Annotated in this window: 18 protein-coding genes; 7 read left to right on the plus strand and 11 right to left on the minus strand. The window is 50.3% G+C overall.

The window, feature by feature from the left end; genetic code table 11:
* Window positions 1-11: 11 nt before the first annotated feature.
* The gene (hisS, locus tag QQZ12_RS06020) at window positions 12-1325 is read right to left on the minus strand and encodes a histidine--tRNA ligase (protein ID WP_102993077.1); all 1314 of its coding nucleotides are present in this window, start codon (window positions 1323-1325) and stop codon (window positions 12-14) included.
* A 471-nt stretch (window positions 1326-1796) separates the two neighbouring features.
* On the opposite strand from hisS, the gene QQZ12_RS06025 reads away from it, so the two are divergent.
* Entirely contained in the window at window positions 1797-2171 is a 375-nt protein-coding gene (locus QQZ12_RS06025; protein WP_102993078.1) for a DUF423 domain-containing protein, read from the plus strand.
* Between the two features lie 47 nt (window positions 2172-2218).
* Here the strand turns inward: QQZ12_RS06025 and QQZ12_RS06030 are convergent, their stop codons facing one another.
* The 5 genes from QQZ12_RS06030 to QQZ12_RS06050 form a co-directional block, all read right to left on the minus strand.
* Entirely contained in the window at window positions 2219-2383 is a 165-nt protein-coding gene (locus tag QQZ12_RS06030; RefSeq protein ID WP_154986854.1) for a hypothetical protein, read from the minus strand.
* A gap of 106 nt (window positions 2384-2489) precedes the next feature.
* Window positions 2490-4496, minus strand: a complete 2007-nt coding sequence (gene tkt / locus QQZ12_RS06035; RefSeq protein ID WP_284724163.1) for a transketolase — start codon at window positions 4494-4496, stop codon at window positions 2490-2492.
* 68 nt (window positions 4497-4564) lie between these two features.
* Entirely contained in the window at window positions 4565-5008 is a 444-nt protein-coding gene (gene dtd, locus QQZ12_RS06040; RefSeq protein WP_022736766.1) for a D-aminoacyl-tRNA deacylase, read from the minus strand.
* Between the two features lie 12 nt (window positions 5009-5020).
* The gene (locus tag QQZ12_RS06045; RefSeq protein WP_154986853.1) at window positions 5021-7177 is read right to left on the minus strand and encodes a RelA/SpoT family protein; all 2157 of its coding nucleotides are present in this window, start codon (window positions 7175-7177) and stop codon (window positions 5021-5023) included.
* 169 nt (window positions 7178-7346) lie between these two features.
* Window positions 7347-7703 carry a hypothetical protein gene (locus QQZ12_RS06050; RefSeq protein ID WP_102993080.1) on the minus strand — a complete coding sequence of 119 codons (357 nt, stop codon included), beginning with the start codon at window positions 7701-7703 and terminating at the stop codon, window positions 7347-7349.
* Between the two features lie 179 nt (window positions 7704-7882).
* On the opposite strand from QQZ12_RS06050, the gene QQZ12_RS06055 reads away from it, so the two are divergent.
* Together QQZ12_RS06055 and QQZ12_RS06060 are read left to right on the plus strand one after the other, a co-directional pair.
* On the plus strand, window positions 7883-8038 hold the full coding sequence (locus tag QQZ12_RS06055; RefSeq protein WP_181352768.1) for a hypothetical protein: 156 nt from the start codon (window positions 7883-7885) through the stop codon (window positions 8036-8038).
* A 367-nt stretch (window positions 8039-8405) separates the two neighbouring features.
* Entirely contained in the window at window positions 8406-8780 is a 375-nt protein-coding gene (locus QQZ12_RS06060; protein WP_102993081.1) for a group I truncated hemoglobin, read from the plus strand.
* 279 nt (window positions 8781-9059) lie between these two features.
* On the opposite strand, the gene greA is transcribed toward QQZ12_RS06060, so the two are convergent.
* Window positions 9060-9536 carry a transcription elongation factor GreA gene (gene greA, locus QQZ12_RS06065; protein WP_022736771.1) on the minus strand — a complete coding sequence of 159 codons (477 nt, stop codon included), beginning with the start codon at window positions 9534-9536 and terminating at the stop codon, window positions 9060-9062.
* A gap of 243 nt (window positions 9537-9779) precedes the next feature.
* Window positions 9780-10733 carry a 2-hydroxyacid dehydrogenase gene (locus QQZ12_RS06070; RefSeq protein WP_284724104.1) on the minus strand — a complete coding sequence of 318 codons (954 nt, stop codon included), beginning with the start codon at window positions 10731-10733 and terminating at the stop codon, window positions 9780-9782.
* A gap of 452 nt (window positions 10734-11185) precedes the next feature.
* Here QQZ12_RS06070 and QQZ12_RS06075 point away from each other — a divergent pair, with 452 nt between their 5' ends.
* From QQZ12_RS06075 to QQZ12_RS06090, 4 genes are all read left to right on the plus strand, one after another.
* A complete protein-coding gene (locus tag QQZ12_RS06075; RefSeq protein ID WP_284724105.1) occupies window positions 11186-12229 on the plus strand; it encodes an oxidoreductase in 1044 nt (347 codons plus the stop codon).
* A gap of 166 nt (window positions 12230-12395) precedes the next feature.
* Entirely contained in the window at window positions 12396-12782 is a 387-nt protein-coding gene (locus QQZ12_RS06080; RefSeq protein ID WP_102993084.1) for a DoxX family protein, read from the plus strand.
* A gap of 165 nt (window positions 12783-12947) precedes the next feature.
* Complete coding sequence (locus tag QQZ12_RS06085) at window positions 12948-13820, plus strand: metal-dependent hydrolase (protein ID WP_284724106.1); 873 nt, start codon at window positions 12948-12950, stop codon at window positions 13818-13820.
* A 156-nt stretch (window positions 13821-13976) separates the two neighbouring features.
* Window positions 13977-14813 carry a sulfurtransferase gene (locus tag QQZ12_RS06090; RefSeq protein WP_284724107.1) on the plus strand — a complete coding sequence of 279 codons (837 nt, stop codon included), beginning with the start codon at window positions 13977-13979 and terminating at the stop codon, window positions 14811-14813.
* A 48-nt stretch (window positions 14814-14861) separates the two neighbouring features.
* Here the strand turns inward: QQZ12_RS06090 and QQZ12_RS06095 are convergent, their stop codons facing one another.
* The 3 genes from QQZ12_RS06095 to QQZ12_RS06105 all read right to left on the minus strand — a co-directional run bounded on the left by QQZ12_RS06095 (window position 14862) and on the right by QQZ12_RS06105 (window position 18176).
* Entirely contained in the window at window positions 14862-16229 is a 1368-nt protein-coding gene (locus QQZ12_RS06095) for an aldehyde dehydrogenase (RefSeq protein WP_102993087.1), read from the minus strand.
* A 76-nt stretch (window positions 16230-16305) separates the two neighbouring features.
* Window positions 16306-16782 (minus strand): gamma-glutamylcyclotransferase family protein, encoded by a 477-nt coding sequence (locus QQZ12_RS06100; RefSeq protein ID WP_284724108.1) that lies wholly within the window; start codon window positions 16780-16782, stop codon window positions 16306-16308.
* Between the two features lie 134 nt (window positions 16783-16916).
* Window positions 16917-18176: an MFS transporter gene (locus tag QQZ12_RS06105; RefSeq protein ID WP_102993089.1), complete on the minus strand. Its 1260-nt coding sequence runs from the start codon at window positions 18174-18176 to the stop codon at window positions 16917-16919.
* Between the last annotated feature and the right edge of the window lie 54 nt (window positions 18177-18230).

An 18230-nucleotide genomic window follows, 5' to 3' on the forward strand; every position in this document is an offset into this window, starting at 1 on the left:
CGTTCTCCCCCTTAAGGCAATTGCTTGATGTAAGCGACCAGTTCATCCAGTGCAATAGTCACCTGCTCCCCGGTCGCGAGCTGTTTCACATTGATTTGGTTTTGCTTCAATTCGTCTTCGCCCAAAATGGCCACCGTCTTCGCCTGCAAACGGTCAGCGGCCTTAAATTGCGCTTTCATCTTGCGGTCCAGATAGTCACGCTCTGCACGCAACCCTGCTTGGCGCATCGTTTGCAACACTTTCATACCGACCAGCTTGGCTTCCTCTCCCATGGTGATGAGATAACAATCCAGCCCAGCTTTCGACGGTGTTTCCACTTGTTGCGCCCCTAGCGCCAAGAGCACCCGTTCCAATCCGATACCGAAGCCGACTCCCGGCATGCTTGGCCCGCCAAATTGTTCGATCAAGCCGTTATACCGGCCGCCGCCGCCGATGCTCCCGGCCTGCGCTCCTGGGATGTCCACCGTGTATTCAAACGCGGTGTGCGTGTAATAATCCAAGCCGCGCACCAGACGGTGATTAACCACATAGGGCACACCGAGCAAGTCAAGCGCACGCAACACGGTGTCAAAGTGTTTACGGCTGTCGTCATTCAAATGATCGTGCAAGGACGGTGCCCCTGCCGCAATCTCTTTGGTCCGTTCATCCTTGCTATCCAAAATGCGGAGCGGATTTTTGTAAAGCCGTGATTTGGCCTCGGCAGATAACTCATCGATATGCTTCTCGAAATAAGCGATCAATTTCTCCCGATATTGCAATCGGCTTTCCACATCTCCCAGTGTGTTCACTTCCACCCGCACATCTTTCAGCCCCAGCGCTTGGAAATAATGCATCCCGAGCGCAATCACTTCCGCATCCAACAACGGGTCCGGGCTACCGAAAGCTTCTACGCCAAATTGATGAAATTGGCGGCGCCGCCCCGCCTGAGGATTTTCGTACCGGAACATCGGCCCCATATAGTACCATTTGGTCGGTTGAGGCTGACCAAACACTTTCTTCTCCACAAACGAACGCACCACACCGGCGGTGCCTTCAGGACGCAAGGAAATCTGCCGATTGCCGCGGTCGGTGAACGTGTACATCTCTTTCTCAACAATGTCGGTCGCTTCCCCTACGCCGCGTTGGAATAACTCGGTGTGTTCAAACATCGGCGTCCGAATCTCATGATAATCATATAAGCTACAAATTTCTCGCGCTTTTTGCTCTATCCACTGCCACTGCTCAACTTCCCCCGGCATGATATCATCCGTGCCGCGAGGAATTTGCAATTTGGTTGAAGTTTGAAACTTCACTGCCGCGTACCCCCCTCGATCAACTTGGCTCATAAATAAAAAATCTCCCGCCACTGACCTCATTGTCAGGGACGAGAGATTGGTTTAACGTTTCCCGTGGTACCACCCTAATTGAAAACCCCGATCTGCCAGGGTTTCCCGCTTCAAATCCTGTTATCGCCAGGATGACGTCTAAGTCTACTAACCGCGGCATGCGGCGTTCGGTTAGATCCTCCAGGTGTCTTTCGCCGCTTCGTAACATAGAGAACCTTGCAGCCGATGGGTTCTCCTCTCTGGTTGCCCGTCAAACGGTTACTTTTCCCTTCATAGGAGTTAAGTATGTAGTTGATTCAAGCGGATTTGTTAACTCATTTTAAACAGGTGTTATCGGTTTGTCAAGAAATGAAAAAAAGTTTTTTTGGACTGCTAGCCATCCCACCATGACACAAGGACCGCGGCTTTCACAGTAAGGAGTGTGGTATAGTATGGGGAGAACCTATGTTGAAATGAGGAGTGACCAAACGGATGAAACTGTTCATCATGATCGGTAGCATCAACATGGCGCTCGCCGTGGCCATCGGGGCATTCGGCGCCCATGGGCTGGCCGGCAAAGTGACCGAAAAAATGCTGCAAAACTGGAATACGGGAGCCCATTACCACATCATTCACGCCTTAGCCCTCTTGGCAATAGGCCTGTTGATGTCCAAAATAAACGGATCCACTTCCTTGCTGAATATCGGCGGATGGTTGATTGTCGCCGGGATTCTGTTCTTTTCCGGGAGCTTGTACGCAATGGTGCTCACCGGAGTCAAAACGTGGGGAGCCATCACCCCGATTGGCGGTGTAGCGTTTATCGCTGGCTGGATTCTGGTCGCCGTCACCGCAGCCAAACACCTGTGACTCACGCTTCATGAAGCCGGTTGATCGGTCTTAGGCCATCATAGCCTTCACCTTATCGCCTGCAATGTGCTTGCCTGCTTCTCATTCATTTGTGTGTGCCTGTCGCCACCCGCAGTGCGGAAGTCTGTGAGCGGCATCGGTTGTAACCGGTCGGCCCAGCCCTGAAGCACCATTTGCGATTGCATATCCATTTCGCGGGGGGAACGCCGCATCTCGTTCACCTCTTCCATTTCATTGATCGATCTTAGTCTTGCCCCCGCACAGACAAATCAAACGGCCGCTGTTCTTACAGCGGCCGTTTAACTTTCTATCCCGTTATTATTTTTTGCAAATGGCTTCCATTTTCGCTACCACATTCTCCACACTGAAACCGTACTCTTTCATGAGCAAACCGCCCGGTGCAGAAGCCCCAAACTGTTCGATTCCAATCACGGCACCTTGTTCGCCAACATAGCGATCCCAACCCATCGGATGAGCCGCTTCCACAGCCAAGCGCGCACGAACGGCTTTAGGCAGAATCGCTTCGCGTTCGCTTTCTGGGAGCGCGTCGAAGTTCTCACGGCACGGCATGCTGACCACGCGCACGTGCAAACCTTTTTCTTTCAGTTTCGCTTGCGCATCCACAGCCAAGCTCACCTCAGAGCCCGTCGCGATGATGATGCCATCCAAGTGGTCACCATCCGCCTCGGATACAATGTACGCACCCTTAGCGATGATTTCTTGGTCTTTGTCCACAGTGCCCGGCAGGATGGGCAGATTTTGCCGGGACAGGATCAGCGCGACCGGATATTCATTTTGGTTGAGCGCATACTGCCAAGCGGCTACCGTTTCGTTGGCATCCGCGGGGCGAATCACCTTTAAGCCTGGAATCAGGCGCAGAGACGGCACATGTTCCACCGGTTCATGGGTTGGCCCATCTTCGCCAACTGCAATGCTGTCATGCGTCAACACATAGACAACGGGTAGCTTGGACAGCGCTGACAGGCGAACAGACGGGCGCAAGTAATCAGAAAACACCAAGAACGTACCGCCATAAACCCGCACGCCCCCGTGGAGCATCATTCCATTCATCGCCGCCGCCATAGCGTGTTCGCGCACACCAAACCAAATGTTGCGGCCGCTGTAATCTTCGGCATGGAAAATACCCTCGCTCTTCATCATGGTGTTGTTGGAAGAAGCCAAGTCGGCCGATCCACCGATCAACGACGGCACGCCTTTGGCCAAAGCTTGAAGCGCTGCACCAGAAGCTGCGCGAGTTGCAATCGCCTTATCGCCTACTTGGAATTTGGGCAATTCAGCATCCCATCCTTCCGGCAGCTCCCCATTCATCGCTTGACGCAAGGCACGTGCCAATTCAGGATACTTTGTCTCATATTGCTTCATCAGGTCATTCCAAGCCGCTTCTTTTTCCGCAAGGCGGGATTGGATCGCTTCAAAATGCACTCTCACTTCCGCCGGAACCGTAAACGGCTCTTCATAAGCCCAGTTGTAAGACTTCCGAACTTCCGCTACTTCTTCCTGGCCCAAGGGTTTTCCATGTGCTTCGGAAGTACCAGCGCGATTGGGGCTTCCGTACCCGATCACCGTACGCACTTCAATCAGTGTGGGACGGCTGGTTTCTTGTTGCGCTTCAACAATTGCGCGGCCAATCGCTTCCACATCATTGCCATCTTCGACGCGCAATACTTGCCACCCGTATGACTCAAACCGTTTTTGCACACTTTCGGTAAACGAATGCGCCAGTTCCCCGTCCAAGGAAATGTCATTGGAATCGTACAGGGCGATCAGCTTGCCCAGCTTGAGATGACCAGCCAGCGATGCAGCTTCTGCAGCCACCCCTTCCATCAGGTCACCATCGCCACACAACACATAGGTGAAATGGTCGATGATGTCCAACCCATCCCGGTTGAAGGTAGCAGCGAGATGTGCTTCGGCCATGGCCATACCGACACCGTTAGCGATACCTTGTCCCAGCGGGCCAGTCGTCGCTTCCACCCCCGGGGTATGCTTCACTTCCGGATGCCCCGGCGTCAAGCTTCCCCATTGCCGGAACTGCTTCAACTCTTCCAGCGGCAATCCATATCCAAACAAATGCAACATGCTATATAAAAGGGCTGATCCATGCCCTGCCGAGAGAACAAAGCGGTCACGGTTTATCCATTCCGGATTGGCCGGATTATGGTTCATATGATGTGCCCACAAAGTGTAAGCCATGGGAGCCGCACCCATCGGCAACCCCGGATGCCCTGAATTCGCAGCTTCAATTTGATCGATGGACAACATCCGGATGGTATTGATCGCTTGTTGTTCTACTTTTGTCACTATGTATCCCCCTTAACTATACTCACATCAACATGTTCTTGGTTATTATAGCACAACCCACTTTAACCCACTCACGCTTTACTCTCTAAAATAAGTGTGACTGGGCCGTCATTAACCAATGAAACCTGCATCATCGCCCCAAACACGCCCGTTTCCACGGTGACGCCGTATTGGGCTAGGCATGCGTTGAACTGTTCATACAACGGTCGGGCGAGTTCCGGTTTCGCCGCGTTCATGAAATTGGGGCGCCGTCCTTTGCGGCAGTCCCCGTATAAAGTGAATTGGGAAACGGACAGGACGCTCCCGCCCACATCTAACAGAGAGCGGTTCATCTTGCCCGTCTCATCTTCAAAAATGCGCAGATGAACTACTTTTTCCGCTAAATAGCGCACATCTTCTTCAGTGTCCCCTTCAGCCACGCCGACGAGCAACATCACGCCTGGCCCAATTGCTCCCGTCGTCTGGCCCTCCACGGTGACACTGGCTTCCCGCACGCGCTGCAACACGATTTTCATCCGGTGGCCCCCTTACTGAATGATTCTTCTCACGCTGTAAATGTCACGAACGCGCTTAACCCGTTCCACCACTGACTTGAGGTGGTTGATATTTTGAATGCTGATGCGGACATGAATCGAAGCGATGCCCCTGCGGTCACCGCGAGCACTGATGGCCGCCAATTCCGTCTTGGAATCAGTCAGTGCCTGCAATACCTCATTTAACAATCCCTGGCGGTCAAACCCAGACACTTCGATGTCCACCTGATAATAATGTTTAGTCGCATGGCTGTCCCACTCGACATCGATGCGACGCTCATCCGGAACGGTGCTGAGATTGGGGCAGTCAATCCGATGGACCGTTACGCCCCGCCCATGCGTCACATAGCCAGCAATCTCGTCCCCCGGCACAGGATTGCAACAACGCGACAAACGAATCAATAAGTTGTCTACGCCCTTTACGCGAACCCCTTGATCCAGCTTGTGTTTGCGAATCGGCAACGCCTTGACTTCCGGTAGGACGACGGGCTGCTGCTCTTCTTTCAACCCATCCGTTAAGCGATGAACCACCTGGGCGGTAGAAATGCCTCCGTATCCCACAGCGGCGAACAAATCTTCTTCCTCATTAAAATTAAACTTTTTGGTGACATCTTCGATCCGATCCGACGTCAACACATCACTCACTGTGAAATCATGTTTTTTCAACAAGGCCTCAACCATCTCCCGGCCCTTGGCCACACTCTCTTCGCGGCGCTGCTTCTTAAACCAATTGCGGATTTTGCTCCGGGCATGGGAAGATTTAACTAGGCTGAGCCAATCTTGGCTTGGCCCATAGCTGTGCTTCGACGTCAAAATCTCGACGATGTCGCCCGTTTTTAGTGGATAATCCAGAGGGACGATCTTGCCGTTCACCTTGGCCCCGATGCACATGTTGCCGATATCCGTGTGAATTCGGTAAGCAAAATCCAGCGGAACCGAACCCATCGGCAATTCAATCACATCGCCTTTCGGGGTGAAAACGAAGACAGAATCAGAAAACCAATCCATCTTGAGGTTTTCCACAAATTCCTTCGCATCGGACGCTTCCTGTTGCAGCTCCATCATTTCACGAAACCATTTCAATTTCTCGTCAAACTTGGATTTCTCTACCGCCGATCCCTCTTTGTAAGCCCAGTGGGCCGCAATCCCGTACTCGGCCGTTCGGTGCATTTCCAATGTGCGGATCTGCACCTCGATCGGTTCCCCTTTCGGCCCGATGACCGTGGTGTGCAGGGATTGATACATATTCGTCTTGGGCATGGCGATATAATCCTTGAAACGGCCCGGCATTGGCTTCCACACCGTATGAATGATACCTAGGACGGCATAACAGTCGCGGACGGTATCGACGATGACCCGCACGGCCATCAAATCGTATATCTCATTAAACTCCTTGTTTTGCGTAACCATTTTTTTATAAATGCTATAAATGTGTTTGGGTCGGCCAGAGATATCCATCACCTTGACATCCATTTCCTCCAGGCGCGACTTCAAAGTATCGATAATTTCGTCGAGATATTTTTCCCGCTCCGCCCGCTTTTTCTTCATCAAATGGACGATTCGGTAATACTGCTGGGGCTTCAAATAGCGGAGCGAGATGTCTTCCAGCTCCCATTTGATTTTGGAAATCCCCAAGCGGTGAGCCAACGGGGCGAATATCTCCAATGTCTCCGTCGATTTCTGCCGTTGTTTGTGTTCTGGCATGTATTTGAGTGTCCGCATGTTATGCAAGCGGTCAGCCAATTTAATCAATATCACGCGCACATCTTGTGCCATGGCCACAAACATTTTGCGATGGTTTTCCGCCTGATGCTCTTCGTTTGATTTAAATTTCATCCGTTTCTTCAGTTTCGTCACACCATCGACCAAATGGCGCACCGCAGACCCAAAGCGCTCTTCGATCTCTTCCAACGTCACTCCCGTGTCTTCCACCACGTCATGCAACAAAGCGGCGATCAGCGTGGGAACATCCATGCGCAGATCGGCAAGAATCTCCGCCACCGCGATGGGATGCAAAATATAAGGTTCCCCTGACTTACGGAATTGCCCTTTGTGCGCTTCATCCGCAAACTCATAAGCCCGTCTCAGCTGCACAAGATCATCCTCTGTTAAATAAGTGGCGGCTAAGCTTAGTAATTGTTCTACCGGCATTTCGCTCACATCCGTACCTAGAATAAAATTTTCCTATTATTATTACTCAGACCAATAGGAAAGTAAAGCGTTGGAAAAGACTGCTGTATCGGGAATTTAGAAAACAATTCCCCCACCCGCGGTGCACAAAAAACCGGTCGGCGCTGACACCGACCGGCAAACGTGGCTGCTATTCACTTTGCTTGGCTTTCTTGAACCCGCCTGTCTGTTTGCGGATATACAAATAGATAATGGACAGGATCACCGCCGCCACCGTCAACATCCCATAAGTCAACCGTTCTTCTTCTTCAGCCCGCAGGAACAAAATGGGCCCGACAACCACGGCCCCATAGGCGGTAAACTCAAAGGACGCAAGTAACATTTTCCACACTTTTTGCAAGTAATCGCGTAGATTGAGCTCTCTCGATTGGAACATTTCTTTAAACAGAATCACTACCAAGCCAATCATCCAGATTACAATCGAAACCAAAAAAACACGGGCGAATCCTGAAATAAATGCGGAAAATCCCTCTTGCAACGCTTCCACTTTCCATACTCTCCTTAACAGATGTTTTTCAGATGATCATACCCATTCCATCATAAGACAAACCTTTTCCTGCTGGCAATTTACAATAATTATACAGTTGGCTGACACGCATATTCCATTAGGCGCGGTGATAGGTTAACCATTGTCAACACCACACCCGCTTCAGGAGGTGACTTTCAATGCACAACCCCCGCCAAGAGACGGAACTCCATTTCTCCCCCCAGCCAGGGGAATCCTCCTTTTCGGTGGACTCCAGTCTGGATGAGGGCATCCGCCACGTGCAAAACGCCATTCAACAAATGTATAGCCAAGCAGGAAATCATGATAATGAGTAAGAATTTAATTAAGTCCCATGGTTAACATGGGACTTAATTCGCTCTAATGAAATAGAAATACCATTGCGCAAATGTAAAAAATATCATATGATGATATACGAAATTTATCAAACATTGACGCAACATTCTATTTGCACTTGAAAATATGAAAAGACTCCGTTGAGGTTTTATAACTGCGCACGTTTTGATCAATGATGCTCTGACAAACCAATCATCGGTAAAATGGGCGTTTTTGGAAAATGAATGAATTGCTTCCTTTTAAGTTTCAAATGATGTTCTAGAACTTACATAAATGATTTAGAGAACTTGATCCGCATTCATTTGATTAAATTTTTAGTCTATTCCACTTGGGAATGGGGGACCCATCATGCTGAGAAGCACGCGAAGCACCTTGTACGAGAGACTGGGTGGGGAAGAATTGATCACCATCGTGATCAATGAATTTTATGATCGCATGCTTGAAGACGACCGTGTCAACCATCACTTCATCGGCGTGAACATGGATGTGCTAAAGCGCCGCCAAGTCACCTATTTCATGAGTTACGCGTTGGGCGGGCCAATGCACTATGAAGGAAATACCTTGCGCAAAGCACATAGCGGTTTGAACATCACGTCGGAGGAGTATGAAATCGCCATTAAACACCTCAACAGCGCATTGCGGAAAAACCAAATCGCGTTGGAAGACATTGCGCGGATTGAAGCCTTCTTGCGTAGCGTTAAGCCGCACATCATCAATAAGTGAGAGGACCCGTTTTCCCCGGCCAGACATCTCACACCGCCTTGCGCTGACAAACGGATCTGTATCGTCTGCGCACCCTGTTTTCGCTCATGCACTCCGCCAAGTGCAGGTCCAAGTCCTGCCCACTCTTGGGGAGCCGCTTCCTCCTTCTCGTTGATCCAGCTTCAAACTTTTTTACAATGGATTCGCAAAAATAAAACATTTGAAGTTTACAATCGCTTTAGACTTATGCTCCGCTTCTGGACATGCGTAAAAAAACCCCCGCGCTAACGGGGGTTTACTTTACTCGATCTCGATGATTTTAAATTGAATCGTCCCACCCGGAGTGGATACGTTGATCACTTCGCCCACTTTTTTGCCGATCAGTTCTGCGCCGATCGGAGATTCATTGGAAATCTTAAATGAAGAGGGATCCGATTCCGCACTGCCCACGATAGTATACGTTTCCTTGTCCCCATCCGGAATTTCCTCAATCGTCACTTTGGAACCGACACTCACCACTCCCGTGTTTTGATTGGAAGCGATGATTTTCGCATTGCGAATCATGTTCTCTAATGTAATGATCCGTGATTCGATAAAGGCTTGCTCTTCCTTCGCCGCATCGTATTCCGAATTCTCGCTGAGGTCTCCCTGCGCGATCGCTTCTTTCAAGCGTTCAGCTACTTCGTGGCGCTTCTGCGTTTTTAGGAGTTCTAGTTCTTGTTTTACTTTTTCTAGGCCTTCTTCAGTTAATAAAACTTCTTTTTTATTTTGAGACATCAAACGTTTCCTCCTTAATCACATAAGCTTGCAAATGTGATAGATCCCCGTCAAATGCATATGCCAAACCAGCCAGTATTATGCATACTTCCTAGTCACTTTACGCAGATCAAAAGATTCATTGGTAACGATTTCACATCCATTTAGTGATGTTGCATCAGCAATCCTCACTAAAAAGCCAAGCTGGACAATATATTAGCACATTTATATCAATACTCCAAGTGATCACTTAAAGTTTTTTGGTCAACAGACAACGTTGGGCGGAGTCTCTCCTTGGAAATAGGCGATCAAATGGTTCACCGCCATATCAGCCATCGCTAAGCGGGTTTCCTCTGTGGCACTACCCAGATGGGGAGCAAGCACTACTTGTTCCAATTGCCGCAATTCCATAGGCACATAAGGCTCATCTTCATATACATCCAGCGCGGCTCCAGCGATGCGCCCAGCCTTTAATGCCTTGATCAGGGCGGTCTCATCCACAATCGGGCCGCGGGCCGTGTTGACCAAAAACGCCGTGGGCTTCATCCGTTCCAATTCGGCCGCACCGATCAGATGATGGGTCTCGGGCGTGTAAGGACAATGGATGGAAACATAATCAGCCTCGCTCAAACACTGCTCCAAATCGACATATTGAGCCCCTAGCTCCTTTTCTCGTTCTTCTGGCAAGCGGCGTCTCGAATGATAAATGACTGGCATCCGAAAACCTTTGGCCCTCTGTGCCACCGCTTGCCCGATGCGCCCCATGCCGATGATGCCTAGGCATTTGCCGGACACTTCCCTTCCCAACATGAACAAAGGTTCCCAACCGGCCCATTTCCCTTCGCGCACCAATCGGTCGCCTTCACTCACCCTCCGCGAAACATCCAAAAGCAACGCCCATGTCAAATCAGCCGTGGCTTCCGTCAACACCCCGGGCGTATTGGTCACAATGATCTGTTGTTCGCGGGCGCAAGCGATGTCGATATGATTGATTCCCACTCCGTAATTGCTGATCATCCGCAAACCGGGGCAAGCGCGAAGTAGAGCCTTGTCGATGGTGTCAGTCACGTTACAGAGCAAGGCCTCGCTCGTTTGCAAATGATGGATCAGCTCCACAGCCGTCCATTCCGGCGGCAACAGCACCACTTCAGCATGCTTAGCCAACCGGGCCAACGGTTCTTTCCCTATGTCTTTGGTCACTACGACTCGCGGTCTCAATCCTTCGTTCCTCCTCGACCTCACCTGTTCAACATCCTAGAACTATTTTGGCAATTATTATAATATTCCACAAAATGACCTATATATCCTGCTAAAAAACCTATATAATCATCAAATGATAATCATTTTTCTTGTTGGTTATGATAAACCAACTATTCTGGGATGTATTCCCGGCGTTCACTGCTTGGTGAACCCGTAATGCTATAATAACAAATATGGCAGTGCTGGCAAGAGGTTATTCAACAAATCGCCACCATGATAAAAGACAATCCCCACGAGCATCATCGCACAAGTGGGAAAAGCGGGCCAACGCGTTGCCCGCTACCGGTGTTTGTCGCCTACGCATGCTTAAAAGGACGGATAAAACATCGTCTCTCAGCCGCTTTACTGGCAAGACTTTCTGCTCACTGTCCATCTCTATAACCTCATGTTCGATGCAAGGAGTGATACCATTGCAACCAATACAAGTTGGACTAATCGGCTTTGGCTTCTCGGGGTCCACCTTTCACGCCCCCGTCATCACACAGGTGCCTGGCCTCAACCTGACTCATGTCGTCTCTTCTGATCCCAGCAAAGTGCATCGTCGGCTCCCCCAAGTAGAGGTACTGGCCGATCCCCGTGCGTTGTGGGATCATCCCGACATCGGGTTGGTCGTGATCACCACGCCTAACGACACGCACTTCCCTTACGCCAAAGAAGCCTTGCTGAGCGGGAAACACGTGGTGATCGAAAAGCCCTTCGTGATCGATGTTGCTGAAGCCGATGAATTGATCAAACTAGCCACCAAACAAAACCGTATCTTAAGCGTATACCACAACCGCCGCTACGACAGCGATTTCCTCACGGTCAAACAGGTGGTTAAGCAAGGTTTGCTCGGTACGGTTCATACATATGAAGCGCATTTTGACCGGTACCGTCCGGAGGTGCGCATTCGTTGGCGCGAACAAGATGTGCCGGGAGCCGGAGTGTTGTACGATCTCGGGCCTCATCTGATCGATCAGGCCATCCAATTGTTTGGGCCACCTCAGACAGTGTGGGCTGACCTCTTGATGCAACGCCCGCAAGCCCAAGTAACCGATTGCTTCCATCTCATCCTCGGATACGAAAACGGGTTGCGTGCCATCTTGCGTGCCGGCTGTCTGGTTAAAGCACCAGGGCCGCGATATCAGGTGCACGGTAGCCTTGGCACATTGACCAAATACGGGATGGACCCACAAGAAGAAATGTTGAAACAAGGGATGAAACCAGGCGATCCGGGGTGGGGGCAGGAATCTCCAGAATTCCAAGCCACTCTCTCCACCACCGTGCAAGGGGTGGAGATGCAAGGCACCGTACCTACCCTGACCGGAGGATATGAAACGTACTATCAACAATTGGCCCAAGCGATCAGGGGACAAGCCGATGTACCCGTTTCAGCTCAAGAAGCGCGGCTAACTATGCAAGTCATCTCGGCAGCAATCGTCAGCGCACACGAAGGAAGAGTTGTAAAAATATAAATCAATCCATTCAACATTTACATCTTCATCTTATTTAAATGCGGTTCAGCCGAAGGGCGGAGCCGCATTTTTTGTTAGCTTTTAAAAATCCCTTCATTATTCTTCAACAATCGGCAGGTAGAATGTGGTCACACTGGTGCATGACAGACACAGAAAGGAGAAAATCATGGTACAACCCAACGCACTTGCTCCCTTGTTTCTGCGCATCGGCCTTGGGAGCATCCTTTTCGCCCACGGACTGCAAAAACTCTTGTTCATCAGCCGAACCATGGAATTTTTCGAGCTGATTGGCGTTCCCTTCCCCTCCTTGTCCGCCTATGGCATCGCCACGATGGAAACTTTGTGTGGTATCGCGTTTTACTTGGGGATTCACATCCGGTTGGCCGGATTGTGCACCATTCTGCTGATGTGCGGCACCATCATCACTGTCAAAGGGGCCAAAGGCTTCATCGATGGGTACGAATTTGACGCCTTGATCATAGTGAACGCCATTTCACTCATGTTCACTGGGCCTGGCGAATACAGCATCTCCCATATCTCTAATCATCCCTAGCACTTTTGGCTTTTCGTCTTAACCATTCGCTTGCCGGAAACAACCACTTCCTTTTAAAACTCGCTCTCGTCTAATCATTGCTTCCATTCCATCGTCATATGACGATTTTTTTTATATCCTTTATAATAAATGATGAACTTCCATCAAACAGAGTGAGGCGACACAATGGATACAATCACACACGGCCTGTTTGGCTATACGATGTATCGGTGCTTAAAAAAAGAGGACATTCCCGCCAAAGAGGGGAAAGCCCTATTGTTTGTGTCATTGGTCAGTAACCAAATCCCCGATATCGACGTGGTTGTCCGCGTAACTGAAACGGGCCGCATCATGGAACAGATGTGGCATCGCGGGCTAACCCATTCCTTGTTGTTCATTCCCATTTGGGCTTTGCTGATCTACGTTTTGGTACGGCTGATGTTCAAAGTGACAAACTGGCGCTTCTTCCACCTGTCTTTGTTCGGAGTCGCCCTGCATGATTTTGTCGATTGTTTCAACGCCTGGGGCACCGGCTTATTTGAGCCATTTTCCTCCGCTCGCATCACCTTTGGAACCCTTCCCATTGTCGACTTCGTTTTTTGGGGTCTCTTCCTAGCCGGTTTTTTGTTCTCTTATATGAAGAAACACATCCCCAAACAGCGAATTTTCCAATGGGTGGCTTTGGGAATGCTCCTTCATTTCAGCATCCAAACGGCTCAAGGGTTGATTGTGGAACAACGGGCCGAGCAACGTTATGACCGCGTCGAACTGGCAGCCAGCTTTGTTCCTTGGCATTTTCGGGTGATCGGCAAAACCGGAAACCATGTGGAATTGACAGATGCCACCGTATGGTCGACCAGCCGACCCGTGGCTGCGCTCAAATCGCATGAAGAAACCGATTTGTCCCCCTTGTTCAATCAGAATCCCAAAGCGAAGGTTCTCTACGAATGGTCGCCGTTTGTCGTCGTCGTCAACGACAGCAAACGCTTGGGTATATTTGATCCGCGTTTTTACCGTGATGGGGAATCATTCGTCAGTGAATACATTGAAAAACGGTGAAGCGAAAGCGCCATCAATCCCCCTTCAAATCGCTAAAACGTTACGAAGAAAGTGATCAAACGTCCTTTGGACACTCTATTTTCGCTCACAACGATGTCAGGCAATGTCACGTTATACCCGCTTGACCAGTTCAGATCTCGAAAGGGGACACGGCTTGTGACTCAGCTCGTTTCTCTTGAATGGCTACACAACCACCTGAACGATCCGCAATTGATTATCGTGGATTGCCGTTTCCAGCTTGGACAACCTACTGCCGGGAAGGAGGCTTATCTCCGTGATCACATCCTAGGCGCCTTTTATCTGGATCTTGACCAAGACTTGTCCGCTCCCCCATCCGTCCACGGCGGACGTCATCCCCTGCCTGATCCCCATGTGTTTGCCGCCAAGGCAGGGGCCATCGGTATCGGAGAAAACGTCACCGTCGTCGCTTATGACGACCAAGGAGGAGCCATGGCTGGACGCTTGTGGTGGTTGCTTCATTATTTCGGGCACCATCGAGCAAAAGTGTTGAACGGCTCTTACTCCTTGTGGAAAAAACAAGGCTTGCCGATTACCGCCGAGTTGCCAACAGCACAGCCCCGCACCTTTCATCCCCAGATCAACCACCGCTGGTTGGCCACCATGGAAGAGGTGAAAGCTAAGCTTAACGACCCACACACGGTGATCATCGATTCCCGCGAAGGCGCACGTTACCGCGGCGAACAGGAACCGATCGATCCCGTGGCCGGGCATATACCGGGCGCGAAACACTATTTCTTCAAAGAAACCCAGCTCGCTGACGGTCGTTTTAAATCGGAAGAAGCGCTTGCTGAACACTTCGCCGACATTTCCAAAGAACATGAAGTGATCGTCTATTGTGGTTCTGGGGTGACAGCGACCCCCAATGTTATCGCCCTCATGGAGGCCGGTTACCAAAAGATCAAGCTTTACGCTGGTAGTTGGAGTGATTGGATTTCATACCAAAGCAATCCGGTCGCCACTGGAGATGAATAAACAAAAAAAGGGATTCGCCTCGTACCGGTGAATCCCTTTCCCATCTGATCAGCCGTAAAATTTTTTCAGCCAGTTGAGCGCATTCTTAGTAAAAGAATATCGCAAGGGCATGTCAAACTGCGTCGTCTGCTTAACAATCGCTTTTTCGTGGCTGAAGCAATCAAAACTGTACTTTCCATGGTAATTACCCAACCCGCTTGTGCCAACACCACCGAACGGCAAATGTGGATTGCCGATATGAACGATGGTGTCATTGATGCAACCACCACCGAATGGCAAAGAACGAATCACTTTTTCTTGGTTTTGCTCATTCTCCGAAAAAAAGTACAATGCCAACGGCTTTTCCTTCTTGCGGATTTCCGCAATCGCTTCATCCAGATCGGTATAAGTAAACACCGGCAAAATCGGCCCAAAAATCTCTTCCTGCATCACCGGTGCCTCCCAGCTCACGCCCGTCAACACTGTCGGCTCAATGACACGCCGTTGCGCATCTGTTTTGCCGCCAATGACAATCTCTCCATCAGCCAAGAACGCCTCCAATCGTGAAAAATGGCGTTCATTCACAATATGCCCATAATTCTCGCTTGTCAGCGGATCTGTCCCGTAAAACCGCGCAATTTCTTGTTTCAACTGTGCCAACCACACATCTTTGCGTTCCTCATGGATCAACACATAATCCGGGGCGACACACGTCTGGCCCGCATTCAGCCATTTGCCCCACACGATTCTGCGGGCAGCCAGCTCAATATTGGCATCTTTATCGATGATGACCGGACTTTTGCCCCCCAGCTCCAGCGTCACCGGAGTCAACGTTTGGGCCGCCTTTTCCATAATCGTTTTGCCTACCTGCGCACTTCCGGTGAAGAAGATGTGATCAAACGGCAGATCCAATAGCGCTTTGCTCGTCTCCACATCTCCTTCGATCACCGCAATGTATTCCTCCTCGAAAATCCCCTTAATCATTTGCATGATCACTTGGGACGTATGCGGTGCCCATTCCGATGGCTTGAGCGTGACGCAATTCCCTGCCGCAATCGCTCCAATCAGCGGCATCACCGCGAGATTGAATGGATAATTCCAAGGCGAAATGATCAGGGTGAGCCCATACGGCTCAGGATACACATAACTCTTCGATCCCATCAGCACTTGCGGTGTCGGAACTCTTCGCGGTTTGGCCCATGTTTTCAAACGCTTGCTAACATATTTGATCTCATCCAGCGTCGGTCCGATTTCCGACAAATACGCATCAAACTCCGAACGGTGCAAATCCTTTTTCAATGCAGTGGTAATGTCAGGCTCATATCGTTTGATGGCAGATTGCAATTTGCGCAAGCTCTCCAAGCGAAAGGCGATCTCCTTGGTTTTCCCCGTCAGGTAAAACTCCTTCTGCTTCTCAAAAATCTCTTTATGTCGCATCCATTCACCACGCCCCCACTCAGATGTTATCAGCTTCAGTATAGAAAATGAGCCTGACTTTCTCAAGAAAAGCAATTCATTTAAAAACCGAATGCACCCCAAACCGCTCGCGCCAGTGTTCCACCAAACGGAGACGGTATGATTCGCTCAGTTGCTGAACGGCCCCTTGATGAATCAAACGCAAATAAGCGAGGCTAGGCCGGATTTCTTCCTCAGATTTGTTAACCACCGTGTATGTTTCAGCTTCGATCCAGCTTTCCCGATGCCGCACCTTCACGCGAATGCGCCGATAATGGCCGACATCCACGCCTTCCCGCTTATCCAAATCCGGCAGGGCTTCTTGATCGAGGCGATAAAGCACACCTTCCACCTCTTCTCCTGGCGCCGGCACAATGTCTGCCACCCCACCCTGCCGATATTCGCTGTACATGGTAAACGCGAGCCGGTGGTCGGGAAGCGTCGCCGATCCAAGCACCTGATAGCGACCTTCGCCCACCGTCCCTTTGAAGCTCTCTTCATCCATGCATGAACCGTATGCAAAATAATATAACACGCTCTCCTCTCCCTTCATCCGGAAACTTCTGCCTACTGGTCAACTCGGATGGCCGAACGCGCTCTAACCATCATATGTGCAACCGTCCATCTTCTTTACCCGTTCATCTGGGAAAATACACAAAAAAAGGGGCGTTAACGCCCCGTTCCCTGATGTGCCGGGTTCGCGGGCAATCGTTTCTTCGCCCGTCCAACCAGCGGCACCTTGCGAATCGCTAACCATGTCAGCAATTGAGTAAAACCGATGACCAGCACAAACCACCGCAACTCGGTGGGATCCTTAATTTGGGCGACCCACAAAATAAAGAGCAAAATACCCGTGACACGTCCCACATTTAACATCAACTCCCGCGAAACCACATACTCCACCCGCAAGGCCGCCGATTGTTTGGTCTCCCCGATCACATCGAACACAGTAGAAGTGAGAGGCGCCAGGTAAAACGGATAAAAAAGCGCGCCACCCACACCCATCACCCACATCGTCCATTCACTCATGTGAAACGCAAACGGCAAAATGACCAAACCCATCATCAAGGCCCCAACCAAGATAAACATATTGCGTGATTTCGGTTTCATCATTTTGCCGACCACAAAGTACGACAGCATAGACACAAGGGAGCCCACCGTATAAAAACTACCCACAGTGAATTCATCTTTGGTTGTGACATACACCAACAAACCGATGAGAAAGGAGAACACCCCTTCACGCAACCCTTGCGCGGCCATAGCCAGACCGACATAACGCCAATGGGCATCACGCTTCCCCAATAGACGCACCACCCGGGCTAATTGGAATTCTCCCCGGGCCAATCGAGCCTTAAATAAAAAGCTGACCACCACCGCCGCTAGGAAGATCGATAGCGACAGTCCGAAAATGAAATGGTAGCCGCGGACCTGTCCCATGTTGCGGATCAACAAACCGGAAATAAACGGGGCAACGATCCCCGTGATGGAGGTGATCAGTCCATTCGCTCCATTGAAAATGTCACGGTTGTCCCGCTCAGTGATTTCAAAATAAAGCACATTGTAGGCCAGCCAGAAAAACCCCGCTCCCAACCCCAGCAGCGCGCCGAGCAAGTAGACATAAGAAGCCGCGTTTTTGCCAAGCAGCCAAACCACCAAATAAAACAAGGACAAGATGGCCACTCCCAAGCGAATCGACACCACGCGGTCAACCTTTTTCACCATCCATCCGGCCACGACAAAAGTAAGAGCCGCCACCACGAAATGGATGAGATTAAACCAGCTGATCATGCTCCAATCTTTTTTGATCTTCCACAGAAAGACATTGACAAATGTTCCAGACAAAGCAGTAGCTACGGCAAACAAGCCGTTTTCCAGCAACAATAGCCATGCTGAACGATCCAGTTTACTCCATGTGTTTATTCGTCGCATAGGTTAGCTCACCAGTCTTAGCTTAACCAACTGCCCCTCGAATATGAAAAAGGG

Source organism: Laceyella tengchongensis, assembly GCF_900182735.1.
In the GTDB taxonomy this organism is placed as follows: Bacteria; Bacillota; Bacilli; order Thermoactinomycetales; family Thermoactinomycetaceae; genus Laceyella; species Laceyella tengchongensis.